General features: G+C 72.5%; 16 protein-coding genes. 7 read left to right on the forward strand and 9 right to left on the reverse strand.

Annotated features, from left to right (window positions below):
- Window positions 1-153 precede the first annotated feature (153 nt).
- On the forward strand, window positions 154-1,650 hold the full coding sequence (locus PH189_RS27360; RefSeq protein WP_274192026.1) for a long-chain-fatty-acid--CoA ligase: 1,497 nt from the start codon (window positions 154-156) through the stop codon (window positions 1,648-1,650).
- 67 nt (window positions 1,651-1,717) lie between these two features.
- Here the strand turns inward: PH189_RS27360 and mftM are convergent, their stop codons facing one another.
- From mftM to mdo, 4 genes are all read right to left on the reverse strand, one after another.
- Window positions 1,718-2,668: a mycofactocin oligosaccharide methyltransferase MftM gene (mftM, locus tag PH189_RS27365; protein ID WP_274192027.1), complete on the reverse strand. Its 951-nt coding sequence runs from the start codon at window positions 2,666-2,668 to the stop codon at window positions 1,718-1,720.
- Window positions 2,669-2,675: 7 nt separating this feature from the next.
- Window positions 2,676-4,220: a VWA domain-containing protein gene (locus tag PH189_RS27370; RefSeq protein WP_274192028.1), complete on the reverse strand. Its 1,545-nt coding sequence runs from the start codon at window positions 4,218-4,220 to the stop codon at window positions 2,676-2,678.
- 29 nt (window positions 4,221-4,249) lie between these two features.
- The gene (locus PH189_RS27375) at window positions 4,250-5,509 is read right to left on the reverse strand and encodes an AAA family ATPase (RefSeq protein ID WP_274192029.1); all 1,260 of its coding nucleotides are present in this window, start codon (window positions 5,507-5,509) and stop codon (window positions 4,250-4,252) included.
- Window positions 5,510-5,640: 131 nt separating this feature from the next.
- Complete coding sequence (gene mdo, locus PH189_RS27380; RefSeq protein WP_274192030.1) at window positions 5,641-6,933, reverse strand: NDMA-dependent methanol dehydrogenase; 1,293 nt, start codon at window positions 6,931-6,933, stop codon at window positions 5,641-5,643.
- A gap of 259 nt (window positions 6,934-7,192) precedes the next feature.
- On the opposite strand from mdo, the gene PH189_RS27385 reads away from it, so the two are divergent.
- Window positions 7,193-7,900: an SDR family NAD(P)-dependent oxidoreductase gene (locus PH189_RS27385; RefSeq protein WP_274192031.1), complete on the forward strand. Its 708-nt coding sequence runs from the start codon at window positions 7,193-7,195 to the stop codon at window positions 7,898-7,900.
- A gap of 116 nt (window positions 7,901-8,016) precedes the next feature.
- On the opposite strand, the gene PH189_RS27390 is transcribed toward PH189_RS27385, so the two are convergent.
- Both PH189_RS27390 and PH189_RS27395 read right to left on the reverse strand, forming a co-directional pair.
- Complete coding sequence (locus PH189_RS27390) at window positions 8,017-8,379, reverse strand: GntR family transcriptional regulator (RefSeq protein WP_274192032.1); 363 nt, start codon at window positions 8,377-8,379, stop codon at window positions 8,017-8,019.
- Window positions 8,376-8,963, reverse strand: a complete 588-nt coding sequence (locus PH189_RS27395) for an acyl-CoA-like ligand-binding transcription factor (RefSeq protein WP_274192033.1) — start codon at window positions 8,961-8,963, stop codon at window positions 8,376-8,378. Before PH189_RS27395 ends, PH189_RS27390 begins: the two co-directional genes overlap by 4 nt.
- A 157-nt stretch (window positions 8,964-9,120) precedes the next feature.
- Here PH189_RS27395 and mftA point away from each other — a divergent pair, with 157 nt between their 5' ends.
- The 5 genes from mftA (at window position 9,121) to PH189_RS27420 (ending at window position 12,169) form a co-directional block, all read left to right on the forward strand.
- Entirely contained in the window at window positions 9,121-9,198 is a 78-nt protein-coding gene (gene mftA / locus PH189_RS27400; protein WP_274192079.1) for a mycofactocin precursor MftA, read from the forward strand.
- Window positions 9,198-9,542: a mycofactocin biosynthesis chaperone MftB gene (mftB, locus tag PH189_RS27405; RefSeq protein WP_274192034.1), complete on the forward strand. Its 345-nt coding sequence runs from the start codon at window positions 9,198-9,200 to the stop codon at window positions 9,540-9,542. The genes mftA and mftB overlap by 1 nt, the downstream gene beginning before the upstream one ends.
- The gene (mftC, locus tag PH189_RS27410; RefSeq protein ID WP_274192035.1) at window positions 9,539-10,759 is read left to right on the forward strand and encodes a mycofactocin radical SAM maturase; all 1,221 of its coding nucleotides are present in this window, start codon (window positions 9,539-9,541) and stop codon (window positions 10,757-10,759) included. The genes mftB and mftC overlap by 4 nt, the downstream gene beginning before the upstream one ends.
- 152 nt (window positions 10,760-10,911) lie before the next feature.
- A complete protein-coding gene (locus PH189_RS27415) occupies window positions 10,912-11,742 on the forward strand; it encodes an alpha/beta fold hydrolase (protein ID WP_274192036.1) in 831 nt (276 codons plus the stop codon).
- A 97-nt stretch (window positions 11,743-11,839) separates the two neighbouring features.
- Window positions 11,840-12,169: a hypothetical protein gene (locus PH189_RS27420; protein WP_274192037.1), complete on the forward strand. Its 330-nt coding sequence runs from the start codon at window positions 11,840-11,842 to the stop codon at window positions 12,167-12,169.
- A 90-nt stretch (window positions 12,170-12,259) separates the two neighbouring features.
- Here PH189_RS27420 and PH189_RS27425 read toward each other — a convergent pair whose 3' ends face one another.
- From PH189_RS27425 to PH189_RS27435, 3 genes are all read right to left on the reverse strand, one after another.
- Complete coding sequence (locus PH189_RS27425; RefSeq protein ID WP_274192038.1) at window positions 12,260-13,135, reverse strand: LysR family transcriptional regulator; 876 nt, start codon at window positions 13,133-13,135, stop codon at window positions 12,260-12,262.
- 61 nt (window positions 13,136-13,196) lie between these two features.
- A complete protein-coding gene (locus tag PH189_RS27430) occupies window positions 13,197-14,192 on the reverse strand; it encodes an AAA family ATPase (protein ID WP_274192039.1) in 996 nt (331 codons plus the stop codon).
- Window positions 14,182-14,646 carry a ribulose bisphosphate carboxylase small subunit gene (locus tag PH189_RS27435; protein WP_274192040.1) on the reverse strand — a complete coding sequence of 155 codons (465 nt, stop codon included), beginning with the start codon at window positions 14,644-14,646 and terminating at the stop codon, window positions 14,182-14,184. Before PH189_RS27435 ends, PH189_RS27430 begins: the two co-directional genes overlap by 11 nt.
- Window positions 14,647-14,652 lie beyond the last annotated feature (6 nt).

The raw sequence follows: 14,652 nt of genomic DNA on the forward strand, positions 1-14,652 counted from the left end.
CGGCCCGATGTTCCGCCTCGACGACCAGGCCGCCGCCCGCGGGCAGGGCTGCCCGATCTGACCTCCCTGTCCGCCGGAAGGCGGTTGGCCGAGCGCCGAACAGGGCACCGTGCTGCCCAACCGCGCATGCGGGCCGACACACGGGAGTCGACGATGACGAATCTGGCGACGGCGCTGGTCGAGACGTCGAAGGAGCACGGCGATCGTCCGGCGCTGCGTCTGGACGACCAGGTCGTGACGTACGAACGGTTCCTCGACGCCGCGCGCGGCGTCGCGGGCCTGCTGCGGGCGCGGGGCGTCGAGCCCGGCGCGCGGGTGGGCATGGTCTTCCCGAACGTCCCGGCGTTCCCGATCGTGTTCTACGGCGCCGTGCTGGCGGGCTGCGTGGTCGTCCCGATGAACCCGCTGCTCAAGGGCCGGGAGATCGAGTACTACCTCGACGACGCGGGCATCTCGGTGGTGTTCGCGTGGGACGCCGCCGCCGACGCCTCGCGCGAGGCCGCGCAGGGCCGCGACATCGAGGTGGTCGCCGTCGGCGCCGCCGGGCCCGACGAGGCACAGCTCGCCGGCACGCCGGTGGAGGAGCCCGTCGAGCGCGACGACGAGGACACCGCGGTGATCCTCTACACCTCCGGCACCACGGGCTCGCCCAAGGGCGCCGAGCTGACCCACGCGAACCTGGCCACCAACGCCCGGGTCTCCTCGCGCACCCTCACCGAGCTCGGCACCGACGACGTCGTGATGGGGTGCCTGCCGCTGTTCCACGTCTTCGGACTCACGTGCGGTCTGAACTCCGCGGTGCTGTCCGGCGCCTGCCTGACGCTGCTGCCGCGGTTCGACGCGACGAAGGCGCTGACGATGATCGGGCGCGACCGCGTGACGGTCTTCGAGGGCGTGCCCACGATGTACGCGGGCCTGCTGCACGTGGAGGACCGCGAGCAGTACGACGTGTCGTCCCTGCGCTCCTGCATCTCCGGCGGTTCGGCGATGCCGGTCGAGGTGCTCCGCGAGTTCGAGGAGACCTTCGGGTGCGTGGTGCTCGAGGGCTACGGGCTCTCGGAGACCTCGCCGGTGGCCTCGTTCAACCACCCCCATGCCGAGCGCAAGGCCGGGTCGGTGGGCACCCCGGTCGCCGGCATGGAGCTGCGCCTCGTCGACGACGACGGCAACGACGTCACCGGCGACGACCCCGGGGAGATCGCCATCCGGGGCGAGGGTCTGATGAAGGGGTACTGGGGCCGTCCCGAGGCGACCGCCGAGTCGGTGCCGGACGGCTGGTTCCGCACCGGCGACGTCGGCCGCCGCGACGACGACGGCTACTACTTCATCGTCGACCGCAAGAAGGAGCTGATCATCCGCGGGGGCTACAACGTCTACCCGCGCGAGATCGAGGAGGCCCTCTACGAGCACTCGGCGGTCGCCGAGGTGGCCGTGGTCGGGATCCGGGACCGGGACCTCGGCGAGGAGGTCGGCGCGGCCGTCGCCCTGCGCCCCGGCGCTGAGGTCGGTGTCGACGAGCTGCGCGCGTTCGCCAAGGAGCGCGTCGCGGCCTACAAGTACCCCCGCCACGTCTGGCTGCTCGACGAGCTGCCGAAGGGGCCGACGGGCAAGATCCTCCGTCGCGAGGTCCAGCCGCCCGAGGACCTCTAGAAGGGGTGCGCTGCGCGCTCGTGAACACTTCGGAGTGCCACAGCACTCCGAACTGCTCACATGGGCGTCAGCCCACCTCGACGACCAGCCAGCCGCCGTGGTCGTCGGCGACGGTGAACGGGTGCGCGGAGCGCTCGCCGAGCGCGTGCAGGGCGGCGTGGTCGAAGGTCCTCAGGTGCCCGTACACGGGTTCGGGGACGTCCTCGTAGGGCACGGCCACCACCGCGCGGTGGCGGGCGACACGGAGCATCTCCTCGAGCACGGTCACCGTGTCCTGCGCGGGCAGGTGCTCGAGCAGGTGCACGGCGGTGACGGTGTCCACCGAGCGGTCCGCCGCGGGCAGGTGCCGGGCGTCGGCGACGACGGTGCGCACCGCCTCGTCGCGGCGCCGGGCGACGGCGCCGAGCAGGCCCATGGTCCCCGGGGTGTGGTCCGTCGCGACCACCGCGAACCCCTCCTGGGCGAGGCGTAGCGGCAGGAACCCGAAGCACGAGCCGACGTCGAGGACGGTGCGCCCGCGGATCTCGGCGACCGCGCGCTCGTGCACCGGGGCGAAGCCCGCGAGCGACGACTCCGGCGGCGCGAGAGGGTCGGCGGGCTCGCGGGGGTGGCGGAGCACGGCGAGACTGTTCGCGTAGAACGTCGACCACGCCGTGAGCGGGTCGCTGATCGTCGAGCGCACGATCCCGGTGAACACCCGCTCGAAGTCCGCCGCCGAGGTCACGACGCCCGAGAGCTCGCCCGCGACGAGCCCGGCGATGTCGTCGTCGAGCTCGTCGGGGCGCAGCCGGTGGAGCACGAGCAGGCGGTCGCCCGGCCGGTGCACCTCGAAGTGGTCGGTGACCCGCTCCGGGGGTCGCGCGGCCACGAGGCGAACGGGCACGGGTGCCCGGTCGACGTGGCAGACGACGATCCCGCCGTCCTCCCACCGCCCCGGGTGGGACGGGGCCAGCGGATCGATGCGGACCGAGCCCGCGGCCGGAGGGGTCGTGGGGGTGGGCGAGCCGCGGACGGTCATCGCCCCGTCATCGCCCGATCATCTCGGCCGCCATGTCGTGGCTGACCTCGGAGAGCCCGGTGAGGTCGCGGACGACGCGGATGCGGTCGACGAACTCCGCGTAGCGCGGCAGGTCGCAGGCGCCCAGGCCCCACGAGTAGCGGGGCTCCGGGGTCAGCCAGATCGTCTCCCGCGCCCGGCGGGTGATCTCGGCGAACGCCTCCATGTTGGCGTCGTTGCCGTTGCCCCGCCCGTCCCCGAGGACGATCACCGTCGAGCGCCGGTTCACCGCCGACCCGTGGTCCTCCAGGAACGTCCCGAACGAGGTCCCGTAGTCGGAGTTCGCGTCGACGTCGAGCAGGTCGCCGCCGAAGATCAGCCCCAGGGCGTTCTCGACGGTGTGGTCGGCGAACAGGTCGGTGACCTCGATGAGGTCGGCGACGAACGCGAACGAGCGCACCTGGCCGAACATGTCCTGCAGGCCGTGGACGAGGTGCAGCGTGAACCGCGCCGTCGCCCGCACCGACAGCGACACGTCCGCGAGGATCACGAGGCGCGGCTTGTCCTCGGTGCGCTCGACCGTCACGGGGCGGAACGGGATGCCGTCGAAGCGCATGTTGCGCCGCATCGTGCGCCCCGGGTCGATGCGCCCGCGGGCCGACTCGCGCCGCTTGTGGGTCAGCGCGCCGTGCAGTGTCTTGGCCAGCCGGCGCAGGGAGTCCTCGAGCTGCTGGCGCTCGTGCTCCTCGGCCCGGTCGACCTCGGCCCGGTGCGCGTCCTCGTCGGCGTGCCCGCCGTCCATCACCCGCTGCTCGATCTCCAGCAGGCGCTCGAGGTGGCGCTTGATGGCCTCCGGGAGGTTCTCGAGCATCCCGGCCAGGCGCCGGCGCAGCGCCAACGCATCGGTCTCGTCGCCCTCGTCGCGGATCCCGTCCTCGACGCCCTGCAGCCACCCCAGCAGCGCCTCCTGCTGGGCGACGTTGAGGTCGGCGTCGACCTTCGTGCCCGAGTCCGTCGCGATGTCGCCGGGCAGGCCGCCGCCGTGCAGGCGGTCGGTCTCGATCTGGACCTTCTCGCCCGTGCCGGTCTCGTCGGTGGCGCCGTCCTTCGAGAAGACGATCTCGTCGGTCATCGCCGCGAGGTCGATCTTGTTGGCCTCCTGGTGCAGGTTGTACTGCTGGGCCATGTCCTCGGGGTCGAAGAACTCCTTGATGTCCACGGGCGTGCCGTGGTCGTGACCCTCCTGCGGGGTCTCGCTCGGCTCCTCGGAGAGCGTGAAGTTCTCCAGGGCGCCGTCGTCGGAGAGGTCCTCGTGCCCGTGCCCGTGGCCGTGCCCGCGGTCCTCGGCGCCGATCCGCACCAGGGCGAAGAACGCGTCGAAGATCTCGTCGAACGACTCCTCGTCGCGGATGTCCTTGACCAGCGAGACGCGCAGGGCGGCCTTGAGCGTCTCGCGGTCCGCGAGCACGCCCGGCTCCCGCGCGCAGCGCATGGCGTCGAGGACCTCCGATGTGGAGATCCGCACCTGCCGGACACGGAGCAGCCGGACGAAGCGATGGATGCTGGCCTCCATGAGCGGGGCCCTCCTCTGCGTCGGTGCGGCTAGAGCGCGCGGCGCTTGCCGAGGCCCGCGCCGAAGGAGCGGGTGCCCTGGCCGGAGCTCACCGGGCGCTTCTTCGGCGGCTCGGTCTCGCCGCTGCGGGCCTTCTCCTGGTACTCGCGACCCGGCGCGCCGTACACGCCGGCGTGGCGGCCCTCCTCGTCCTTCGCCGCGCGGACCGCCCGGCCGTCGGGGCCGTCGTCCTCGTCGTCGAGGACGGGCCGCGACGTGGTCGGCGCGGGCCCGCTCGAGTGCCCGTTGTCCTCGTGGCCGTGCCCGTGGCCATGACCGTGGCCGTGCCCGTGGGCGTCGGCGATCTCGGCGTTGGGGTCGACGAGCTTCGGCAGCGCGCCGAGGGCCTTGGTGACGTCCTTGTCGTACTTGACGACGACGCTCACGGTGTCCGAGAGGACCTGCGAGTTCAGCTCGTCGATGCCGAGCACGGCCAGCGTGCGCGCCCAGTCGATGGTCTCGGAGATGCTCGGCGCCTTGCGCAGCTCGAGCTCGCGCAGGCCGCGGACCACCTCGACCAGCTCGCGGGCGGCGGCCTCGGGCAGCCCGGTGTTCTTGGAGCGCACGATCTCCAGCTCGCGCTCCGCGGTGGGGTAGTCCAGGAACAGGTGCAGGCAGCGGCGCTTGAGGGCGGCGGCCAGGTCACGGGTGTTGTTGCTGGTCAGGATGACGTACGGGGCGTGCTTGGCGACGAAGGTGCCGATCTCCGGCACCGAGACCTGGAACTCGCCGAGGGTCTCGAGCAGCACCGCCTCGAGCGCCTCGTCGGCGCGGTCGACCTCGTCGATCAGCAGCACGACGGGCTCGTCGGAGCGGATCGCCTCGAGCAGCGGGCGCTCGGCGAGGAAGTCCTCCGAGAAGAACACGCTGTCCTGGTTCTTGATCTTCTCCACCGACGACGGGATGTCGGGGGCGTCCTGCACGATCTCGGCGATCTTCTCGCGGAGCATCTGGGTGTAGAGGAGCTGCTTGCCGTAGTCCCACTCGTAGAGGGCCTTGGTCTCGTCCTGGCCCTCGTAGCACTGCAGGCGCAGGAACCGCCGGCCGGTGGCGACGGCGAGCATCTTGGCGAGCTCGGTCTTGCCCACTCCTGCAGGGCCCTCGAGCAGCAGCGGCTTCTCGAGGCGGGTCAGCAGGAACACCGTCGTGGCCAGGCGCCGGTCGGCGATGTAGCCGTGCTCGGCGAGCGCGTCGACGACCTCGTCGACCGAGCCGAAGGGGGACGCGGTCTGGTCGGTCGGGGTGCTCACGCAGCGCTTCCTCTCGTTTTCGGGAGACGGGGCGCGGCCCCGTCCTCTTCAGTGTGTCCCGGAAGACACGCCGGTGCCCGGCAGGGCTGAAGGAAGTTCAGCCCCCGCCGGGCACCGGGTGGTACGTCAGCTCAGCTCAGCAGGTCGTCGAGGTCACCGTTGAGGCAGTGGTCGACGACGGGGCGCACCGTCGTGAAGGTGCACTCCTTGGGGTTGCCCGGCGTGCAGGCGTCCCCGAGGACGTGGTTGGTGATGCGGTCCACGTCGGCGTCGTTGCCCGTGATCGTCTTCTCGTTCTCGTAGAACTTGGTCGGGCCCTTGCCCAGACGGTTCTTGGAGTACGAGTCCTGGGTGACGTCGGTGAACTTCTCCGGGATGCCCACGTCGCGCAGGAGACGGATGGCGGCGGCGAGCGCGGCCTCCGCGGCCTGGACGTCGGTCATGTGCGTCGTGTCCACGCCCATGGCCTGGGCGATGCGCGCGAAGCGCTTGTAGGCCACCGGCATGTTGAAGGCCCACACGCGCGGGAGCGCGACGGCGTTGTTCAGGCCGTGGTGGGTGTCGTAGAAGGCCGACACCGCGTGCGAGATCGAGTGGATGATCCCGAGGCCACCGGAGTTGAACGCCTGGGCGGCGATGTACTGCGCGTACATCATGCCCTCGCGGCCGGGCAGATCCTGCCCGTTCCACACGGCCTCGCGGAGGTGGTTGTTGGTGAGCTCGATGGCCCGGATCGCGTTGCCCAGGCTCGGCTCGAAGTTCAGCCGCGAGACGTAGGGCTCCGAGGCGTGCGCGAGCACGTCGAAGCCGCACTGCGCGGTGAAGTCGACCGGGCAGTCGTAGTAGAGCACCGGGTCGTCGATCGCGAGGCTGGTCACCGAGTTGTCGTCGAACGCGACGTACTTGTGCGGGTTGTTCGGGTCGGTCGTGGTGTCGGTGATGACGTAGGCCCACGAGGTCTCCGAGCCCGTGCCGGCCGTGGTCGAGACCGCGATGTGCGGCGGGTTCTTCGGGTTCTCGGACTGGTTGAAGCCCTCGAACTCGTTGACGTTGCGGCCGTCGTGGGCCACCGAGATGCGGGCGCCCTTGCACGCGTCGTGCGAGGAGCCGCCGCCGATGGAGACGAAGCTGTCACAGGAGTTCTCCTGGTACAGCTTCACCGAGTCCATGACGTTGTAGTCCTTGGGGTTGGACTCGACCTGGTCGTAGATGACCGTCTCGATCCCGTGCCACTTCATGGACTCGGAGATCTTGTGGACGATGTCCGTGCCGCGCAGGCCGGAGGTCATGATCAGCGTCTTCTTGAAGCCCATCTTGAGGGCCTCGGGGCCGATCAGCTCGTGCGAGCCGGGCCCGAGCAGCGCCCGCGGGAAGGGGTGGAACTCCTTGATCGGGAACGGCTTGAGCAGCTCGTCTACCTGCATGCTGGTCCTCTCGTCGGGGTCAGGTCCGAGGGCCCGCGCACCCGCGGGGTCTCTCGTGATCCGGCGTGACGCTAGGCGTGGCGCCGGTCACGGCGACAGGGGTACGCGGTGATCCCGACCACGGCGACGGTGCCCGTCCTGCACCTTCGGACAGGTGGGGCGCCTGCCCATCGTGCGGCGTTGTCGACTCCCCGCTGTTGCCAGTTGTACGTGACAACGGTGGCGGGTGGGTGAGCGGATCACGGGGAACCTCCGGCGGGTGACCGAGGACCTGGCCGGACGGTGTGCGCTCGTCACCGGCGCGAGCCGGGGGCTCGGGCGCGCGATCGCCGGCGGGCTGGCCGCCTCCGGGGCACGCGTGATCGGGATGGCCCGCGACCCCGACGCGCTCGCGCAGTCCGTGGCGGGGTTCGGCGGTGAGGCGCTGGCGCACGACCTCGCCGACGTCGACGGGATCGCCGCGCGCGTCGACGGGCTCGAGGTCGACGTGCTGGTCAACGCCGCCGCCGTGATGAGCGCGAAGCGCTCGAAGACCCTCGACACGACGGTGGACGAGTGGCGCGACGTGCGCGCCGTCGACCTCGACGCCCCCTTCGCGCTGATCTCGGCGCTGGTGCCGGGGATGGCGAAGCGCCGGTGGGGCCGCGTGATCAACCTGTCGGCGTGCCTCGGACGCATGTCCGGGCCGGGTACGGCGGGCGGGCTCGCCCCCTACCGCGTCGCCAAGGCGGGCCTCAACGCGCTGACCCGCAACCTGGCCCACGAGCTGGCGCTCGGCCGCCGCGGCGTCCTCGTCGACGCCACCTGTCCCGGCCACTGCCGCACCGACATGGGCGGGCCCGACGCGCCCCGGTCGATCGAGCAGGGCGTCGACACCGCCCTGTGGCTCGCGCGCCGGGACTCGACCCCCTCCGACCCCGCCCCCACCGGGCGCCTGTGGGAGGACCGGGTCGAGGTGCCGTGGTGAGTCGCCGCGCGGTGAGCGAGCCCTCACGGTCGATGTCGATCTCTACGAGGGCCGACCGGGCTCGCTGATCACGGGAACCGCGCACTCCCACGGTGAGGTCGGTGCCGACGTCGCGATCAGGGGTCGGCGAGCGCCGCCCGGGCCAGGTCCAGGGCGCGCTCGGGGGAGACGCCGAGGGCCGTCACGCGCCGGGCGTACTCCGCGGCGAGCTCGCGCGCCGGGTCGGGTGCGCCCCCGTCGCCGACGACGAACGTGCCCAGGCGCCCGCGGGTCTCGACGACCCCGGCGGCCTCGAGCTCGCGGTAGGCGCGGGCGACGGTGCCGGGCGCGATGTTGAGGTCGGTGGCGAGGCGGCGCACCGCGGGCAGGCGGGTGTGGGGCGCCAGCCCGCCGGAGCGGGCGAGCTCGCTGATCCGGGCGCGGAGCTGCTCGTAGGGCGGGTCGGCCGACGCAGGGTCGAGATCGATCAGATCGCTCACGACGTCGAGAATCCCCGCGAGAGGGCGTCGAACGCTTCCTCGACCAGCGCGCCGAGCGCGTCGGCGTCGGCCTCCGGCCGCGTGTGCCAGGCGCTGAACACCGCGCGCATCGCCGCCACCACGGCCCGACCAAACACCTGCGCGCGCAGCCCGCCGACGTCGACGCCCCAGCGACCGGCCGCGTCGGACGCGAGGGCCTGCTCCCAGTCGCGGTAGCGCACCGTGGCCCGGGCGGCCAGCTCCGGGACGTCCTCGATCAGCCCGAGACGCCGGCGCAGGGCGGGCAGCTCGGCGTCGGCGTAGTGGTTCACGGCCAGGAACGCGGCGCGCGCCGCGGCCACGGGGTCGTCGCCCGGCTCGGCCGCGAGCGCACGGACGAGCCCGGCCCGTCCTTCATCGAGCTCGCCGAGCACCACGTCGAGCTTGGTCGGGAAGTACCGGAAGAACGTGCGCCGGCCGACGCCCCCGGCGACCGCGAGCTCGTCGACGGTGGTCTCGTCGAAGCCCTGCGTGGCGAACAGCTCGAGCGCCACGTCCTCGAGGCGCCGGGCCACCGGGACCCGTCGCGCGCTCCTGCTCGTCACCCGAGTCGTCACCTCCAGAGCATCACGTACCAAGTCGCGCCCGTGAACGCCCCCACCGAACGGACGGGCGTTTCCCACCCGGACAACGTCTGGCGGTGGCACCGAGTGCCGCTTAGCGTTCCCAGCGCCCGAGGCACCCGCTGGTGAGGAGGACGCGATGGAGGAGAACGAGGAACTGGTCGAGGAGACCCTCGTCGAAGAGGTCTCGATCGACGGCATGTGCGGCGTCTACTGATGACGACGACGGCGGCGGGGGCCGGTCCCAAGGCGGCCCCCGCCGGCGTCGACGACTTCGACGCGGACGCCCCGTACCGGATCTCCGGTTCGGTGTCCGTGCGCCCGGAGTCGTTCGGCGCCCTGGTCTACGACTTCCACACCCGTCGGCTGTCGTTCCTCAAGACCCGTGCGCTCGTGCGGGTCGTCGAGGCCCTCGCCGACCAGCCCGACGTCCACGGCGCCCTCGAGGTGGCCGAGGTTCCCGCGCACCAGCGGCAGCAGTACCTCAAGGCCCTCGCCGGCCTCGCGAAGGCGGGCACGATCCAGCCCCGCTCCACCACCGAGGGGGACACCACCTCATGAAGCTCGTCGAGCACTTCGTCGAAGGCCTGACCTCCCCGATCTGCCTGACCTGGGAGCTCACCTACGCCTGCAACCTGTCCTGCGTGCACTGCCTGTCCAGCTCGGGACGGCGCGACCCGAACGAGCTGTCGACCGACGAGGCCAAGGCCGTCATCGACGAGCTGCAGCGCATGCAGGTCTTCTACGTCAACATCGGCGGCGGCGAGCCGACCGTGCGCAGCGACTTCTGGGAGCTGCTCGACTACGCGATCGCCCACGACGTCGGCGTCAAGTTCTCCACCAACGGTGTGAAGCTGGACAAGGCACGGGCCGCCCAGCTCGCCGCCACCGACTACGTCGACGTCCAGATCTCCCTCGACGGCGCGACGGCCGAGGTCAACGATCACGTCCGCGGCCCGGGCTCGTACGCCACGGCGATCCGCGCGATGGAGAACCTCTACGAGGCGGGCTTCGGCCAGTTCAAGATCAGCGTGGTCGTCACCCGCCACAACGTCGACCAGCTCGACGACTTCAAGGCGATCGCGGACCGCTACGGCGCCCAGCTGCGGATCACCCGCTTCCGCCCGTCCGGACGCGGCGCCGACTCGTGGGACGAGCTGCACCCCACCCGCGAGCAGCAGCGCCAGCTCTACGACTGGCTCGTCGCGCGCGGCGAGGACGTCCTCACCGGCGACTCGTTCTTCCACCTCTCCGCGTTCGGCGAGGAGCTGCCCGGGCTCAACCTGTGCGGCGCCGGGCGCGTGGTGTGCCTGATCGACCCGGTCGGCGACGTCTACGCCTGCCCGTTCGCCATCCACGAGCAGTTCCTCGCCGGCAACGTCCGCTCCGAGGGCGGGTTCACGACCGTCTGGCAGGACAGCGAGCTGTTCGCGGAGCTGCGCGGGCCGCAGTCGGGGGGCGCGTGCACGAAGTGCTCGCACTACGACGCCTGCCAGGGCGGTTGCATGGCTGCGAAGTTCTTCACCGGTCTGCCGCTCGACGGGCCCGACCCGGAGTGCGTGCTCGGCAACGGCGAGCGCGAGCTGGCGAAGCTGGAGATGGACGCGGTGATCCCCAAGCCCTCGCTGGACCACTCGCACCGGACCAGCCCGCAGAAGAAGGACGCCGGCGGCCCGGTGCCGCTGACGTTGTCGGTGCGCCGTCCTGACCGGGCGTGCGACTCCGACCCGCTGGCCGGGGAGGGCACCCGCCTGCCCGCCGGCATCCGGGTGGGCTGACCCGCTCCACCGAACGCCGGTCGCGACCGCGGTGCTTGCCCGCGCGCGACCGGTGGGCCGGTCCGGGCACCCGCCCGGGCCGGCCCCCCCACGTACGCAGTTCCCGCCGCCGAGGTCCCTCCGCCCCAGGCGGGCGCGCGACCCTGACGGGCATGCCCACGATCACGGCCAACGGCACCACGCTCTACTACGAGCTCCGGGGCGACGGCCCGCCGCTGATGTTCATCTCGGGTGGCCCGGGTGACGCCGGCTTCTGGCCCGAGGTCGCCGACGCCCTGGCGGACGAGTACACGGTGCTGAGCTACGACCGTCGCGGCAACTCGCGCAGCCCCCGCCCGGAGCACTGGACCGAGGCGCCGACGGACGAGCAGGCCGACGACGCCGCCGCGTTGCTGGAGGCGCTCGGTCTGGCACCCGCCGTGGTCCACGGGCACAGCGCCGGCGGGATCATCCTGGCGAACCTCGCACTGCGGCGCCCCGACGTGCTGCGGGGCGCCGTCTTCCACGAACCGGCCTTCGTGGTCACGCCGGGCGCGCAGGAGACGTTCGCCGCACTCCAGGAGCGCCTCGGCGCCGCCATGGCGCAGGGCGGGCTGTCGCGGGCCATGGAGATGTTCCTGCGCTGGGCCGACGGGGACGCGGGGTACGAGTCCCTCGATCCCGACTTCCGTGAGCGGATGCTCGGCGACGGCGAGGTCCTCTTCGGTCTCGAGATGAGATCGGCGCTGAGCAGCATGCCCACGTCCGACCAGCTCGCGTCGATCGCGGTGCCCTGCGTCGTCGTCGCGGGCAGGGAGAACCGGGATCCCGCGGCGACCCATCACTGGGCGTACGAGGCGGCGCAGTGGGCGGCCGAGGCCCTGGACGCCCCGCTCGTGGAGATGCCCGGCGCCCACGGATCGATGATCACCCACCCCGAGGCCTTCGTGGCGACGATGCGCCCGGTCCTGAGTCGCCTCGCCGCCTCGCAGGTCGACGCCTGACCCGACCCGATCAACGGGTTGCATCCCTTGCGAGGGGTGATCGGTCCGGATGCACCCACTTTCGATCCGATCCCGTGGCCGACACGGATGACGGTGCATGACCGGGTCATCACAGTCCGCGCCCGAGCCCCTGGCCGCCCTGCCGTTGCTGGCGGAGGCCGGGGTCAGCGTCTACTGGGTGCCGCTCGACGGGCGGACGGCCTGGGTGGCCGACGCGGACACCCGCCAGGTGTGGATCTCCCGCGCGATCCCGCGGGAGGCGTTGCTGCGCCATCTCGTCGAGGCGCTGCAGTTCCTCGACGACGGGGCCGGGTCGGATCCGGACGAGGCCGCGGTGCCGGATCTGCGCCTGGTCCACTCGACGGATCGCGTCGAGCGCCGCTCGCGTCGCCGGCCGCCGTCGTTGGGTGTCGTCGCCGACGGGTGAGGTCCGGGGCGCTCGGCGCTGGATCGTGGCGGGGCCCGGCCGCCCCCGACGGGCCGCTCCGCGAGGTCGATCGCGTCCTCGCGGCCCGAGTCAGGCCGGGCGCCACCCCAGCGTCTCGTCGGCGAGCAGATGGCCGACGAGCAGTTCGGTGCTGGCGGTGGCGTCGGGGTGGGTGACGACGTGCCAGGGCCGCGAGATCGGGACCCCCGCCATCGGCAGCTCCACCAGCGCTCCCTCCGCGAGCAGACGGGCGACGCCCTCGCGCGCCACCAGCGTCACCCCGAGCCCGGCCCGTGCCGCGGCGATCGTCGCGCCGTGCGACCCCATGATCAGCTGCGACGTCGCGCCGGGCAGGTCCTCGAGCAGGCTCGTGAGCGTCGTGCGGATGCCCGACCCGTGCTCGCGCAACAGCCAGGTGGCGCCGGCGGGGTCGAACCCGTCGTCCGCCCCGGGCGCGCCGACGACCGTGAGCGTGTTGTCCCGCACCGCCCGCACGCGCGCCGGGAGGTCGCCCGGCGGGCTGCCGGCGACGACGACGTCGACCTCGTGGTGGCGCAGCATCGGCCACACCACCGCACTCGGGGCGACCTCGACGCCGAGGGTGACGTCCGGCTGGCGGGCGCGGAACGACGCCAGCATCGCGGGGAGCAGGTGCTCGCCCGCCGTGGTCACCGCGCCCAGGCGTACGTGGCCGCGGCGCGGGTCGGCCTCGCTCCGGGCGGCGGCGGTGGCCTCGTCGAGCAGGCCGAGGATCCGGCGGGCGTAGCCCGCGTAGCGCGCGCCGGCGGCGGTGAGGCGCACGCCGCGCCCCTCCTTCTCGAGAAGCGCGACGCCGATCTCCTCGCCCAGCGCCCGGACCGCGGCGGAGACGGTGGACTCGGTGACCACGAGGGCCGACGCGGCCGCGCGCACCGACCCGTGGTCGGCGAGGGCGACGAACGCCCGCAGGCGCGCGGTGGTGGTCACGCGCGCCGACCCTATGTGAGCGAACTTCGGGCCTATAGCCCCGAAGTTCGCTCACATGGGGTCAGTCAGCGCGGTGGCCGCCTGCGAAGACGCGGCTGGCGCGGAGGTCGGGGGCCTCGAGGGTCGTGAGGTCCGCGAGGCCGACCTCGGTGTCCCCGCCCTCGCCGAGACGCCGTGCCTGGCGCATCCGGGCGCGGTCGAGGGCGTTGCGCACGCTGCGGGCGCCCGCGAACCACGGTTGCTCGCGACGCCGCTCCAGGTACTCGTGGAGTGCGATGTACGCCTCGGACGAGAAACGCAGCCCCTGGTCGGCGACCATGCCCTCGGCGATGGTCACCAGCTCGTCGGCCGTGAAGTCCGGGAAGTCGACGTGGTGCGCGACCCGGCTCTGCATCCCCGGGTTGGCCTCGAAGAACGTGGCCATGCGGTCGGCGTAGCCGGCGAGGACGACGACGAGGTCGTCGCGGTGGTCCTCCATCGCCTGCAGGAGGATCTCGATCGCCTCCCCGCCGTAGTCCCGCTCGTTGCCCGGGCGGTGCAGGTAGTACGCCTCGTCGACGAACAGCACGCCGCCCCGGGCCTTGCCGACGATCTCCTTGGTCTTCGGCGCGGTGTGCCCGACGTACTCGCCGACGAGGTCGTCGCGCGTGGCCGTCACCACGTGGCCGCGGCGCAGGAAGCCGAGGCCCGTCAGCAGCTCGCCGATCCGCTGCGCGACCGTCGTCTTGCCGGTGCCCGGGTTGCCGGTGAAGCACATGTGCAGGGTCGGCCGGTCGGCGGTGATCCCGAACCGCTCCCGGACGCGGTCGACCACCAGCAGCGCCGCGAGCTCGCGCAGCCGATCCTTCACCGGCGCCAGCCCGACCAGCTCGCGGTCGAGGGCGTCGAGGACGTCGTCGACCCCGGCCTCGCGGCGGACCTCGCCCAGGTCGACGGTGTCGTCGGGCGCGAGCGCCTCCTCGTCCCGTCGGCGTTCCTCGGCCTCCGCCGCCGTCTCGTCGGAGACGGCGGCCGAGCGACCCGAGGTCCCGAACGAGGTCCGTCCGTCAGCGGCCATGGCCGTTGCTCCGGGCGCCGCGACCCGAGTCCGCGCGTCCGTACCGCTGTCCCGACGGACGGTCGGTGGCGTACGCGTGGGTGGTGTACGCGATCTGGCGGTCCTTGCCCTCCTGGCGCTCCAGGCGGAAGCCCGGCTCCTCGGACGGCCGGTTGACCAGGAACGACAGCGCGACGGTCTGGCGCCCCAGCGAGGCGTCGTACGCGATGACCCGGACGTAGTGCTCCGGGTGCTCCTCGCGGCAGGCGCGGACCTCGTCGAGCAGGGCCGCCGGGTCCTGCAGGTCGAACATCGGCAGGCCCCACATCTCCCAGTAGGTGTTGCGGGGATGCGGGTCGTCGGTGAACTCGATCGACAGCGGCCACTCGTGGGCGAGCGCGTAGTCGATCTGGAGCCGGATCTCGTCGTCGGTGAGGTCCGGCAGGAACGAGAAGGTGCCCTGGGTGATGCGCACGGGATC

The organism is Actinomycetospora chibensis (genome assembly GCF_028737215.1).
Taxonomy (GTDB): domain Bacteria; phylum Actinomycetota; class Actinomycetes; order Mycobacteriales; family Pseudonocardiaceae; genus Actinomycetospora; species Actinomycetospora chibensis.

What these genes read in the sequence shown, in the direction of transcription:
- mdo (WP_274192030.1), bottom strand. Translation starts at nt 6,933, where the DNA reads ATGCAGGTAGACGAGCTGCTCAAGCCGTTCCCGATCAAGGAGTTCCAC.
- mftA (WP_274192079.1), top strand. Translation starts at nt 9,121, where the DNA reads ATGGAGGAGAACGAGGAACTGGTCGAGGAGACCCTCGTCGAAGAGGTC.
- PH189_RS27420 (WP_274192037.1), top strand. Translation starts at nt 11,840, where the DNA reads ATGACCGGGTCATCACAGTCCGCGCCCGAGCCCCTGGCCGCCCTGCCG.
- mftC (WP_274192035.1), top strand. Translation starts at nt 9,539, where the DNA reads ATGAAGCTCGTCGAGCACTTCGTCGAAGGCCTGACCTCCCCGATCTGC.
- mftB (WP_274192034.1), top strand. Translation starts at nt 9,198, where the DNA reads ATGACGACGACGGCGGCGGGGGCCGGTCCCAAGGCGGCCCCCGCCGGC.
- PH189_RS27415 (WP_274192036.1), top strand. Translation starts at nt 10,912, where the DNA reads ATGCCCACGATCACGGCCAACGGCACCACGCTCTACTACGAGCTCCGG.
- PH189_RS27370 (WP_274192028.1), bottom strand. Translation starts at nt 4,220, where the DNA reads ATGGAGGCCAGCATCCATCGCTTCGTCCGGCTGCTCCGTGTCCGGCAG.
- PH189_RS27430 (WP_274192039.1), bottom strand. Translation starts at nt 14,192, where the DNA reads ATGGCCGCTGACGGACGGACCTCGTTCGGGACCTCGGGTCGCTCGGCC.
- mftM (WP_274192027.1), bottom strand. Translation starts at nt 2,668, where the DNA reads ATGACCGTCCGCGGCTCGCCCACCCCCACGACCCCTCCGGCCGCGGGC.
- PH189_RS27360 (WP_274192026.1), top strand. Translation starts at nt 154, where the DNA reads ATGACGAATCTGGCGACGGCGCTGGTCGAGACGTCGAAGGAGCACGGC.